Origin of the sequence: Kribbella sp. NPDC050820 (assembly GCF_040653975.1) — a bacterium.
In the GTDB taxonomy this organism is placed as follows: domain Bacteria; phylum Actinomycetota; class Actinomycetes; order Propionibacteriales; family Kribbellaceae; genus Kribbella.
In genome coordinates, this window is the sequence record NZ_JBFAHB010000075.1 from 15,493 (window position 1) to 27,640 (window position 12,148).

Genomic DNA, 12,148 nt, shown 5'->3' on the forward strand with positions numbered 1-12,148 from the left:
ACCAGCGGGTAGCCAACTTGAACAGATGGTGCGCGAGGGAATTTCGAACTGTCATATAGTCGCGCCGCATGAGGGGGATCACCGGCCTGCCGACAGCGCCCGAGACATCGGTGCTCAAGGCCGTCGTCGTCGCGATCGCCGTCGTCCAGGCGGCGGTCCTCGGGCTGCTCGCGCGCCGGGGTTCGTGGCTGAGCGACGACCTCGAGTTCCTGGTCCAGGGCAGCCGCGGGTTCGCGCCGGCCGAGTTGCTCACGCCGGTCAACGACCACATCGCCCCCGGCCTGCGCTTCGTCTACGCGGTCTTCGCCGAGGTCGCGCCGCTCAACCACGACCTGACCGTCGCCTGGCGGGTGCTCATGCAGGCCGTCGCGATCTTCCTGATCGGCCGCCTGCTGCTCCGCATCCTCGGCCCGACCTGGTGGGTCGTCGCCGGCACCCTGATCTACGCGCTCACGCCACTGAGCATGCCGTCGTTCATGTCGCTGTCGAGCGGTGTGAACAACCTGTCCGCGCACGTCTTCGGCTTGCTGTTGCTGCACGCAACCATCGACTGGTACGACGGCCGCCGCCGGGCGCTCGTCTACGGCCCGCTGGCCCTGCTCATCTCCCTTGCCTGCTGGGAGAAATCCGCGCTGATCCTGCTCACGGTGGTCGCCATCGCGCTCTATCTCCGCGAGGAGCCGATCCGTGGCTGGCTCCGCCGTACCTGGCCGTTCGCAGCCGCGCTCACCGCAGCCGTGGTTGCCTTCGGCACCCTCTACCTCACCCACGGCAATCCGTCCCGTGGCCGGATCCCCGCCGGGCAGTTGCTGGAGCTCACCGCACGCGGCTTCAAGGTGCCGTTGTCCGCACTGGCCGGTGGGCCCTGGACGTGGGCCGAGAGCGGGCAGCCGTTCAGCTTCGCCGATCCGGGCGTCGGGGCGCTCGTGGTTGGCGGGCTGATGGCCGCCGTACTCCTGCTGGCTGCCTGGCGGCACGACCGGCGAGCGCTGCTGCTGTGGGCGGCCGTTCTCGGCTATGTGCTCGTCACTGTGGTGCTCGTGTCCTACGGGCGGTTCTCGGTCTTCGGGACTGTCTTCACGGTGCACTACCACTACTGGTCCGATCTCTCGATCCCGTTGACGCTGGCCGTCGTCCTGAGCGCCAAGGCACTGCGACTCCCCCGTCTCGTGCCGGTCCTGGCGTTGGGCGCGTTGCTGGTCGGAGTCGTGGTGTCCGATGCCGGCTTTGCCAGGACATGGGCGGCGAATCCGGCGAAGCCGTACTTTGCGAACGTCACCGCCGACCTCGACCGGGCCGGCCCGAACGTGAACCTGTGGGACACACCCATGCCGCATCCGATCGGCACCGCGCTCATGAAGGACAACCGGTTGTCGCAGGTGCTGCGGATGGCGCGGATCCCGTTCCGGTTGCAGCAGCCGGGCAGCGAGCCATTGCTGGTGGATGACACCGGGAAGCTTCGGCCTGCCCAGTTCGTGGTGTGGTCGCGCGCCGACCCGGCATCGCGCAGCAACCCGTTCTGCAACCTGCTGGTCCGCGGCACCGAACCGCTCACCATCCCGTTGACGCCGACGCAGAACGAGATCGCGACCGCGAGCTGGTTCGTCAAGGCGGCGTACTTCTCGAACCGGGAGAACGCCGTGACCGTCGAGCTGATCGACGCCACGGGCACCGTAGCGGCGCTGCCGGCCGCGCAGTGGACCGCGGGGGTCGGCAGCATGTACTTCGGTCCGTCGCGGCGGATCACCGCCACGGAGGTTCGGCTACGCTCCTCCGATCCCGCGACGAACCTGTGCGTGGAGAACCTCGAGATCGGACTGCCCAGATGAGACAGAGATTCCCGGCGCTGGACGGGCTGCGTGCGATCGGGGCGCTCGCGGTGCTGACGACGCACGTCGGGTTTCACAGCGGCGCCTCGCTGAACGGCCCGTTCGCCGGGCTGGTCGCGCGACTCGATGTCGGGGTCGCGATCTTCTTCGCGATCTCCGGGTTCCTGCTCTACCGGCCGCACGTGGTGGCGTGGTTCGAGGGCACGCTGCCGCCGCTGACCTTGCCGTACCTGCGCAACCGCGCACTCCGGATCCTGCCGGCGCTCTGGGTCGCCGTGCTGCTCGCTGCACTCGTCGTACCGCACAAGGACGGCGTGGCGTGGACGACGTACCTCCAGCACGCCACGCTCACCCAGATCTACTTCGACGGCATCGCGGCCGACGGGCTCACGCAGATGTGGAGCCTGGCGACCGAGGTCGCGTTCTACCTGCTGCTGCCGGTGCTGGCGAAGTTCCTGACCGGGTACGAGCGTCCCACTCGACGCAGTGTCCGCTGGCGACTCGCCGTACTGGGTGCGTTCACCCTGCTCGGTCCGGTGTGGATGGCCGGCGTCAACACGACCGACCACGCGCGTGCGGGCCTCTGGCTGCCCGGGTACGTCGGCTGGTTCGCAGTCGGCATGGGGTTCGCGCTGTGGCAGGTGGCCCGTAGCAGCGGGCGGCTGGGGCCGTCCGCACTGGACACGCTCACCAAGATCCCCGGCACGGTCTGGGGCGTCGCTGTCGCGCTACTGGTGATCGCAGCGTCCCCGATGGCCGGCCCGTACAACCTGTCGGCCCCGACACCCGGCCAAGCCTTCGTGAAGAGCATCCTCTACACAGGGATCGCGGCCTGCGTCCTGTTCCCGGCACTGAACCCGACAGCGCGGACTGCCCGGGTTCTGGGTGGCCGGGTCGGTCACATCGCCGGCGACATCTCGTACGGCGTCTTCGCGTACCACGTGATCGTGCTGAGCGTCGTGGAGCAGGTCAGCGACTACACCTTGTTCAGCGGGAAGTTCGCGCTGCTGTTCTTCCCGACGCTGGTGGTGTCGGCCGCCGTCGCGGCCGCGAGCTACTACGGGATGGAACGCCCGATCATGCGACTCGGCCGGCGGGACAAGGGCTACGACGTCTCACCGGTCGGCCGGGACAACAGCACCAGCGCACAGCCGACCAAGACCGACGCTTGGACGACTCCGGAAGTGATTCCCGCTCCCCCGTCCGGCCAGGGCTGAACCGCAGCGATCACCGTCCCGACCAGGACCACACCGGCAGCGACAACGATTACTCGCCGGCCGGACAGGAACCACGTGCAGGCTGCTGCGACGAGGACAGCCACCACGCCGATCCAGCCGGAGATGAACGCTCCTGCGACGAGCCCGACCGCGCCAGCCGCCCACGGCCCGATGTAGCGACCTTCACGCAGCCGGTGCCCGGAGTGCCGAGACCGGCGCCGGAAGAATGCCGCCATCGCGAGCACCGACAGCAGTGCGAGCAGTCCGACCAGCAGGCCGGCCCGGTAGGTGCGGTCGGGCATGAACCGTGCAGTGACGACCTGCTCGAGTCCCTCGGGCAACACCCAGCCCTGCTGCCAGCCGCCGACCCGGATCGGCGTGAGCTTGCGCCCACTGCCGTCGTACGCCACCCAGCCCTCGTTGTAGTTCTGCGCGATGGTCAGCACCGACGGCTCCTCGGCAGCCGGCACCTCGACGGTCAGCTCGGCCGGGTCGGCTCGCCACACGTCCACGGACTGCACGGTCGACTTCGACACGTTGCCGAAGCCCGCCCTGGACCAGGTTGTCTCGATCGGCACGAAGCCACCGCCGGCGAGCACGTCGACGTCGTGCCGTCCGGCCTGTAGTGAGACCGTGCTGTCCTTGCCGCACGTCGTGAAAGTCACCGGCCGCTGTTGCAGCACGTCCCGCACGGTCGCCTTCACCTGCGTGTCCGCAGGTACGCCGTCCACTCGCACACCAGGCCCGTAACCGCAGAACGCGCCGGTCTGGGCGTCGAGGTCGAGCTCCTTCCGCAGGTCGTCGGCGCCCAGCACCCGGACCTCTGCCACGCCCACCGGTGCGTTGTTCGCAAAGCCGGTCGCGGAGTCGAAGTCGACCAGCGGTCTGGTGCTGGTGAAGGTCAGCTGGATGGTCCGAGCGGTCCGAGCGGCGAACCGCAGATAGCCCTCCCCGTCGACCTTGGCCAGGGCCGACGGGCCGCCGTCCACCCGGATCATCACCTCGGAAGGCTGCGACGCGGTCAGGTAGGGATCGGTGAGGAACTGCAGACCGCTCAGCTTCCGTGCCACCGGCAACTTCAAGGTCAGCGACGGCCGAGCGTCCGAAGCGTCCGCGACCCAACCCGTGCCGAGGTCACGGTCCACTGCGGCACCTGGCCTCCCCTCCGGCGCCGTGACGGCACGCGACGAGGCAGAGGCCATGATGGCTCCTGGAACGGCCAGCAGGCCTTCCAGCGCCGCACCATCCTTGGGCAGTGCGGTCCCGCGCAGCTGGTACGACGCGCCCTTCGGCAGCTCCACGCTCCGCTGGATACCTGTCGGCTCCTCGGAGTCCTTGGCGACGCTCTGCCGGCACAGCGGGCGCGTGGCCACGTGCAGACAGGCGGACCGGCCGATCTGCTGGTTCCTGAACACCAGAGCGCTCGGCTGACGGCTCTCGGACGGCACCTCCAGCCGGCTGACCGGGAGCATCCCGGGCAGGCTCACCTCCGCGATGGAGACCCCGTTCGGGTTCTTGCCGTCTGTGATGCCGACACTGAGCCGCAGTCGCTGGGTCTTGCCTTGCGGCACCGGGATGTTCTGCGGTTCACGCGACCCGGTCACCACCGAAGTCAGCGAGCCCGCGTCGGTCTCCACCTGGAGTGTCCGGACCGGCTCGGTGGTCGGCGGTGCCAGCGAGAACTGGACCTTCAGCCCGTCCACCTCCCGCGGCGACGCGAACGTCAGCTCCAGCCACTCCCCACTGCTGCGCCCGAAGGTGCCGGAGATCCAGCGACTCGACGGATCCCCGTCGACGGCCGCGGCAGGTCCGTTGCCGGGCCCGGTGCGCAGCGTGGCGGTCGCGTCTGCCGCCGACGACGATGCCCGTACGTCGACCAAGCCGCCGGCCCACGTGCGCGTCGTACTCGGTGCTGCCGGGCTGACGTCGTACCCGAGGGTGCGGCGACCTTGGCGACCGGCCTCCGACGCGGTGAGGACAGGCGAGTAGTTCTCCGCCGGACGACCGACAGACACCTCGCGGCGCTGCATGCCGTCGGTCTGGATCAGCGGCAGTCCAGTCAGCTTCCCAGCCGCGTCGGACGTGGTCACGGCGTCGCGGTCGCCACCAAGCGCGGTCAGTGCGGTGGGCACGTCTTCGGCGGCGCCACGGACCTCCACGAGCTGCGACTGCGGGATCAGCCGGGCTGCACTCGTGTCGCCGACGTCGTAGATCTCCACAGCCGGATATGGCAGTCGGGTGTGTCCGTCCAGCGTCACGCCGGGCTGCTCGATGGTGCTGCCCGTCGCCGGGCCGAAGTGCGCCACCCGTTTGAGGCCGGACTCGTCCAGGCTCTCGTGGACGGCGACAGTCGGCGTCACCTGGGCGTCGTACCGGAGATCGTTGCGTACGACGACGTACCGAACCCCGGCACGGGTCAGTGCCTGCCGCAGGGTCTGGTCGCCGACGCCCGTGCCGAGTCGCCGCTCCACCTCGTCCAGCCACCGCGTCGCACCGGCAGACCCCAGCGGTACGGCGTCCCGCACGGCCATCGGTCGCTTCAGCAACGCCTGGAACGGCTCGTCCTTGGTCGACCCCCAGGTGAAGTCGGCAAACGACGCCGCCGGTACGACGAGGACGCTGCCGCTCGTCGTCTGGCTGTCGAGCCAGGTCGCGGCTTGACGCCAGTGTGCGGGGATCGCGTCGTACCCCTCGCGTCTGGGCAGCTGACCGAAGATCGCCGGCGCTGCGACCGACACGATCACGCATCCGACCAACACCGGCACGACCCGGCGGTGCAGTCCGCGAGCGGTCGCCCACACCGCCAGCTTGCTCATCGCGTGTGCGGCTGCGAGGGCCAGCGGCAGCCGGACGACGAGCTCGAACTTGTGCGTGTTGCGGAGTGCGGCGAGCGGTCCGTCGAGGAGATCGTGCAGCTGCGGCGCCAGTGGCGAGCCGGCGGCGCCGGCGTGGCCGAGTGTCACCAGCACGAGTCCGACGACGAACGAGAGCTTCAGGAAGCCGCGGTGCTTCAGCGACCCCATCGCCAGGCCGACGAGGCCCAGCAGCGCGATGATCGCGGTCGTGAGGATCAGCATCGGCTGGGTGACGTAGAGCCAGCCGGCCGGCCAGCTCGGTCCACCCGAGCCGGTCAGGAAGTTGAGCCACTGCGACGTACCGCGGAAGGACTCGAAGACGCTCGCCGTGTCGGTCGTCACGGCGGCGTCCTCGATCCAGTCCAGGAACGGCGGGCTGTACCGGCCGAGCAGCACGAGCGGAACGAGCCACCAGACCGACACGGCGGCCACACAGCCCAGCCAGCCGACCGCGACCTTCAACGTCGACCGATCCAGGCGCCGGGTGATCAACCAGAGCGCAGGCAGTACGAGCGTCGCACCTGTCGCGACCGCGTTCACTCCGCCGACCAGCGCGAACGCCACTGCGGACCAGCCGACCCGCCACCAGCCCGAGCGCGCCCGCGGTGTCACCAGCGGCAGCAGCACCCATGGCGCCATCGCCATCGGCCACACCTCGATCGAGGTGATCGAGACTTCGCCGAGCATGCGCGGGCTCAGTGCGTACAGCAGCGCGGCGGCGAAGCGAGTCCAGGGCACGCCGTACTCGAAGGCGTTGCAGAGCTTCCACACGCCGAGGAACGCGACGCAGAGAACGACGGACCACCACAGTCGCTGCGTCACCCAGTCGGGCACCGACAGCGAGTCCAGCAGCCAGTGGAACGGCCCCATCGGCAGCAGGTAGCCGTACGCCTGGTTCTGCAGCTGTCCGAAGGCGCCCTGCGGGTCCCACAGGTGCAGCGAGCGAGCCAGGAAGCCGCCAGGACCGGCGGTGAGGTCGAGCTTGGTGTCCGGGACGATCTTGCCGGGCGCCTGGTGGAAGCACAGGGCAATCAGAACCAGGCAGCCCAGGACGAGTCGCGCCCGCCAGACCACCTGCTCAGTGCTGCCTGCCTTCAGCCTCTTCATCGCCGCCGGAGCACCAGGACGAGGTTCCAGGTCACTACTTCACGCACTCCGGGCAGCTTCAGGACGCCGTACGCCCAGCGCGGGTGGTACCGCGGCACTGCGGCGACCAGGTCCGCTTCCCTGCAGGCGCGGGCCCAGCGCAGGCCGCCGGCGACGGTGATCGGGTAGAGCGACTCACCGAAGCGGTTCTTCGGCGGGTGGCCCTGGATCCGCTCGTAGCGACGGGCGGCTCGATGTCCGCCGAGGAAGTGCCACGGCGCGGTCTCGTGGCCGCCGTGCGGTCCCCACCAGCCGGTGTACGACAGGAAGACCGTGCCGCCCGGCTTGGTGACCCGGACCATCTCGTCGGCCATCAGCCACGGGTCGGGCACGTGCTCCAGCACGTTCGACGAGAAGCAGACGTCGACCGACCCGTCGGCGACCGGCAATGCCATACCGCTGCCGAGCACAGTGCCCGGCTCGGGCTCACCACGCCCGCTCAGCTCACCCAGGTCGGAGTCGACCGCGTAGTACGTCGCTCCAGCCTTCCGGAACGCGTCGGCGAAGTACCCGGGACCACCACCGACGTCCAGCATCAGCGAGTCGCGCAGGTCGACGTACTGGCTGAGCTGCCCGACGGAATCTGCGGCCAGCGTTCCGTAGAAGAGATCCGGATCCGTCTGCTCGACCCCGAACGCCCGGAACAGCCGGACGGCGCGACCGAGGTCGGCTGTCCACGCGCTGCTCGCTGTGGGGTTCGTCATCACTGGCACAGGCGGGACATTAACGGATCTCACGAGGTCTGGCGGACATCGTTACTCCTTGGTAACGTCCCGGCCCATTACCTCGGGGGAGGTTGACGGTGAGGGCAAAGGCCGGAGGGTGGGGCTATCAGAGTGCGTGCACAGAGCGTGCTGTTGCTGAACTGGCGGGACACGACCAACCCGGAGGGTGGGGGTTCCGAGAGGTACGTCGAGGAGGTGGCGAGAGGCCTTGCGGCATTGGGCTGGCGAGTGACCGTGCTGTGCGCGGCCTACCCGGGCAGTCCACGGGAGTCGCGACGCCACGATGTGCGGTACCTGTACCGCGGCACCAAGGTCACGGTGTACCTCCGGGGCATGCTGCACACCTGGCTGCGCCGCCCGGACCACGTGATCGACGTGCAGAACGGACTCCCATTCTTTACCCGTCTCGTACGTCGTACCGGCGTCGTCGTCCTCGTCCACCACGTCCACCAGGAGCAGTGGCAGGTCGTGTACCCGGGCTGGCGTGGTCGGCTGGGCTGGTGGCTCGAGTCGGTCGCCGCACCCCGCCTGTACGACGACTGCCGCTACGTCACCGTGTCGTCGGCCTCCCGCGACGAGCTGGCGGGCCTTGGCGTGCAGAGCATCGACGTGATCCACAACGGCACCGATCCGGCGCCACCACGGCAGCGACCCAAGGCCGCAGTACCGACGGTGGTGTGCGTCGGCCGGCTGGTGCCGCACAAGCAGGTCGAGCACGCCGTCGACGCCATCGCGGAAGCCCGCAAGGTGCTGCCCGATGCACGACTGGTCGTGGTCGGCTCGGGCTGGTGGGAGGACTCGCTGAAGGCGTACGTCGCCGAGCGCGGACTGCAGGACGCCGTCGAATTCCTCGGTCACGTCAGCGAGGACGACAAGCACGCGGCGTACGACGAGGCGTGGGTCCAGGCGCTGCCAAGCCTCAAGGAGGGCTGGGGCCTGGTGGTCGGCGAGGCCGCCGGGCACGGCGTGCCGACGGTGGCCTACCGGAGTGCGGGTGGTCCGACCGAGTCGGTGCACGACGGAGAGTCGGGTGTGCTGGTGGACGAGCCCAATGAGTTCACCGCGGCGATCATCGAGCTGCTGCAGAACGCGCAGCTCCGGCAGCGGCTGTCGGAGGGAGCGGCAGCCAGTGCGGGCAACTTCACCTGGAGTGCGACCGCACTGGCCTTCGATCGGCTGCTGACTACTTCGAGCCGTACCCCACGACCGGAACGTCAGCCTGCCCCTGCGTCTGTCCCGCCGGCGGCTGCGGGTCTTCCTGCACCGACTGCACGACCCCGACAACCGTGGTCGTAGCCACGGCCAGGCCCGCGAAGACGGCGATGGCCGCACCGATCAGTGATCCCATGAAGCGTGTCCCCTCCTCGATAAGTGAACCGAAGAGTAACAACCGCTCAGCGACTCCGCCAGACCATGGAGCGACGGTTCACCAGACCGGCCAGTGCGGCCGCCAGGGTGGCTCCGGCGATCGCCCAGGCGGCCAGTACGACGGCTGTGCGCCACGGCGGATCGTGTTGTGGGACGTGCGTTCCGGCCAGCTGGTAAACGCTCACGGTCATCGCCGAGTAGACCTCGGTCAGTCCGGGGATCGAATCGCGCGGCGGCGCCCCGCCGGCGTCCCGGTCGTAGACGAGCCAGCCGACGCCCTGCTGCAGGAGCGCCGGAGTCGGGTCGGTCCCGTCGCGCATCGCCGTACGGACTGCTGTCGCCACAGCGGCAGCGCGGGCGTCCTCACCGGCCAGGCGGTGGCCGGAGACGATGAGCTCGTCCGGGACGACCGCGGGTTGGTCGAAGTACCGGGGCATCGGGTCCAGCACCGGACGGCGGTCGTTCCAGAGCGGTGCCCGGTAGGACTCGAACGGCCACGGGATGAACGGTCCGTCCAGCGCCTGCTGCGCCCGCGCCCACTCCGCCGGGTAGTGCGACACCTTGAGCCCGCCCCCGCCGGCCAGCGCGGGCAGCGCCGCGATCGGCAGCAGTACGGCGGTCACTCCGACAACTCGGCTCAGTGGGACGCGCTGCAGCAAAGCATGAATCGCCACGCCGAAGCCGATCGACTCGAGCAACACCAGCGGACCGAGGTGGCGCTGGCCGTCGCGGAAGAGACCGGCACCAGGGACGTTGGCAACGACGTCTGCAAAGGCACCCGGCGCGACGACGCCGGCCATGCCCACCAGCAAGGAGACGACTGCAGCCACGACCAGTGCGCCGACAATGCGGTCCTGTCGCCACCAGAGCACGACGCCTGCGATCGACAGGAGCAGCATGATGAACGCGAAGATGACCGGCAGCAGGTCGCCTCTGTTGCCAGGGACAACGTCTGCGTTCCAGACGCCGCCCAGTGTGAGCAGCGTTGGCAGCGCTCCCCCGTAGCCCTCGTTGCGAGCCGCAAAGGCTGTCACCGAGGCAGGGTCGGCTGTGGCACTACCGCCGTGCGCCAGACCTGCCACCAGCCAGGGAGCGTTCAGCAAGACCGCCGCGCCGAGCGGCCAGACCACGCGACGCCCCGGCCACAGCAGGATGAGCCCGGCGACCAGCAAGCCGACGATGCCCCCAGATGCGGTCAGCGCGCAGCCGGCGGAGGCGAGGAGGAAGCCCGGCCACCCCTTCCCCTTCCGCAGTCGCAGTGCGGACCGCACGAGCCACGGCAAGGCGGCGTACCCGAGGAGGAGGGCCCAGGCGCCGAGGCGGAGGCGCTCGGCGACGAACGGGTTCCAGACGAAGAGGGTCACGGCCGCGGCACCGGGCAACGCGGCGCCGAGCCGGAGCTCCCGCCACAGCGCGGTCATGCCAAGCCCGGACAGGAGTGGAATCGCGACCAGCACGATCTTGTTCAGCACCTGCCCACCGACCACCTCGTCCAGTACGGCGACGAGCACGTCCGACGGGACCGCGCGGGGCATGGCCGTTGTGACACCGAACAGGTCTAGTCGTACCGTGAGGTCCGGTACGAACACCATGTCGTAGCCGACCACGTAGCCCGGAGCGAGTAGCGGAGCAGTGATCAACAGGGTGAGCAGGACAGGCCACAACCAGGACAGAACGCGCACGGCACGTTCTGACATGACCACCTCTCCCCTCTGTAGCTCTCTCACAAGGCAGTAGAGCATGAGCGCTGAGACCACCCCTGAGCAAGAGCCCAAGGCACCGCGACTCGCTTTCCTGCGCAGCGCGACGGTCGTCGCCGTCGGCATGGCCATCATGAACGTCGCGGCCTACGGTTTCACCCTGATTTGCGTCCACCGGCTGGTGCCGGAGCAGTTCGGTGCCATCACCGCACTGCTCGGACTGCTGCTGATCGGCAACGTCGCGTCACTCGGGCTGCAGGCCACCGGCGCCCGCCAGCTGGCCACACACACCGGGGCGGGTGCCGAGGCACTGGCCAACGCGATGCTGAAGGCAGGCCGGCGGGCCGCGCTCGGACTGACGATCGTCTGCCTGCTCGCGACGCCGCTGTTCGTCTGGCTGCTGCACATCGACTCCGTGGTCGCGATCATGCTGCTCGCTCCCACTCTCGGCTGTCTCACGCTGATGGGTTCGCAGCTCGGCGTACTCCAAGGCAGTCAACGCTGGACCGAGCTCGCGGGCGTCTACACGTCGGTCGGCGTCGGGCGGCTGCTGCTGGGTGGCGGTGCGCTCCTCGTCCACCCGTCCCTCGACGCAGCCATGATCGGTCTTGCGCTTGGGGCCGCCGTACCGGCTCTGCTGGGTGGCTTCCTGCTGCGTGGGTCCCATGGCGGTACGTCGGCGCTGGTCAAGGACGTACTGCGGGAGACGGTGCACGGCACGCACACGCTGCTCGCGTTCTTCGCCATCGCCAACGCGGACGTGCTGTTTGCCCGTGCACTGCTGGACGGCCGGCACAGCGGGTACTACGCGGCCGGTGTGATCGTGGCGAAGGCGTGCCTGTTCCTGCCGCAGTTCGTGATCGTCATCGTGTTCCCGTCACTCGCCAGCTCCCCCGGCGACACGGTCCGCCTGCGCCGGGCGATCCAAGCCGTTGCCGGGCTCGGTGTGTGCACGGTTGTCGGCGCGCTGCTGTTGCCGGACCTGGTCGTGACCGTGATCGGCGGCAAGGAGGACTACGCGTCACTCGGTCCGTACACCTGGCTGTTCGCGATCTCCGGCTCGGCGTACGCCGTACTGCAGCTGGTCGTCTACGCCGCGATCGCACAGCAGGAGAAGCGAGCCGCTCTGGTGATCTGGATCGGCCTGGTCGTGCTCGCGATCGGCGCCGGGATCGTCCTCGGCACCGACCTCGCCACCGGCATGGCCGGTGTGAAGGCGCTGGTCGCGATGACCAGCGCCTGCGCCGTACTGCTGTCGGTGGTGCTGGCGGCCGGACTGCACCGCCAGACCACCGACGGCAAATAGCT

Annotated in this window: 7 protein-coding genes and 1 pseudogene; 4 read left to right on the forward strand and 4 right to left on the reverse strand. The window is 69.3% G+C overall.

The window, feature by feature from the left end; genetic code table 11:
- The first annotated feature begins 68 nt into the window (after nt 1-68).
- Entirely contained in the window at nt 69-1,829 is a 1,761-nt protein-coding gene (locus AB0H36_RS39450) for a hypothetical protein (RefSeq protein ID WP_360535644.1), read from the forward strand.
- Nucleotides 1,826-3,046 (forward strand): acyltransferase, encoded by a 1,221-nt coding sequence (locus AB0H36_RS39455; protein WP_360535646.1) that lies wholly within the window; start codon nt 1,826-1,828, stop codon nt 3,044-3,046. Before AB0H36_RS39450 ends, AB0H36_RS39455 begins: the two co-directional genes overlap by 4 nt.
- On the opposite strand, the gene AB0H36_RS39460 is transcribed toward AB0H36_RS39455, so the two are convergent.
- Both AB0H36_RS39460 and AB0H36_RS39465 read right to left on the reverse strand, forming a co-directional pair.
- On the reverse strand, nt 2,935-7,008 hold the full coding sequence (locus AB0H36_RS39460; protein ID WP_360535648.1) for an alpha-(1->3)-arabinofuranosyltransferase: 4,074 nt from the start codon (nt 7,006-7,008) through the stop codon (nt 2,935-2,937). The two genes, AB0H36_RS39455 and AB0H36_RS39460, sit on opposite strands and share 112 nt — an antisense overlap.
- Nucleotides 7,005-7,751, reverse strand: a complete 747-nt coding sequence (locus tag AB0H36_RS39465; protein WP_360535681.1) for a class I SAM-dependent methyltransferase — start codon at nt 7,749-7,751, stop codon at nt 7,005-7,007. Before AB0H36_RS39465 ends, AB0H36_RS39460 begins: the two co-directional genes overlap by 4 nt.
- 132 nt (nt 7,752-7,883) lie before the next feature.
- On the opposite strand from AB0H36_RS39465, the gene AB0H36_RS39470 reads away from it, so the two are divergent.
- Nucleotides 7,884-9,068, forward strand: coding sequence for a glycosyltransferase family 4 protein (locus tag AB0H36_RS39470; protein WP_360535649.1), 1,185 nt, complete (start codon nt 7,884-7,886; stop codon nt 9,066-9,068).
- On the opposite strand, the pseudogene AB0H36_RS39475 reads toward AB0H36_RS39470, so the two are convergent.
- Together AB0H36_RS39475 and AB0H36_RS39480 are read right to left on the reverse strand one after the other, a co-directional pair.
- Nucleotides 9,022-9,120: pseudogene (locus tag AB0H36_RS39475) on the reverse strand (DUF2613 family protein); the annotation flags it as partial. The gene AB0H36_RS39470 and the pseudogene AB0H36_RS39475 sit on opposite strands and share 47 nt — an antisense overlap.
- A 46-nt stretch (nt 9,121-9,166) precedes the next feature.
- On the reverse strand, nt 9,167-10,837 hold the full coding sequence (locus AB0H36_RS39480; RefSeq protein WP_360535651.1) for a hypothetical protein: 1,671 nt from the start codon (nt 10,835-10,837) through the stop codon (nt 9,167-9,169).
- A 43-nt stretch (nt 10,838-10,880) separates the two neighbouring features.
- Here AB0H36_RS39480 and AB0H36_RS39485 point away from each other — a divergent pair, with 43 nt between their 5' ends.
- On the forward strand, nt 10,881-12,146 hold the full coding sequence (locus tag AB0H36_RS39485) for a polysaccharide biosynthesis protein (RefSeq protein ID WP_360535653.1): 1,266 nt from the start codon (nt 10,881-10,883) through the stop codon (nt 12,144-12,146).
- Nucleotides 12,147-12,148 lie beyond the last annotated feature (2 nt).

Bases quoted from the DNA above. Each gene is read 5' to 3' on its own strand.
- AB0H36_RS39460 (WP_360535648.1), bottom strand. From the start codon at position 7,008: ATGAAGAGGCTGAAGGCAGGCAGCACTGAGCAGGTGGTCTGGCGGGCG.
- AB0H36_RS39465 (WP_360535681.1), bottom strand. From the start codon at position 7,751: ATGACGAACCCCACAGCGAGCAGCGCGTGGACAGCCGACCTCGGTCGC.
- AB0H36_RS39455 (WP_360535646.1), top strand. From the start codon at position 1,826: ATGAGACAGAGATTCCCGGCGCTGGACGGGCTGCGTGCGATCGGGGCG.
- AB0H36_RS39485 (WP_360535653.1), top strand. From the start codon at position 10,881: ATGAGCGCTGAGACCACCCCTGAGCAAGAGCCCAAGGCACCGCGACTC.
- AB0H36_RS39450 (WP_360535644.1), top strand. From the start codon at position 69: ATGAGGGGGATCACCGGCCTGCCGACAGCGCCCGAGACATCGGTGCTC.
- AB0H36_RS39480 (WP_360535651.1), bottom strand. From the start codon at position 10,837: ATGTCAGAACGTGCCGTGCGCGTTCTGTCCTGGTTGTGGCCTGTCCTG.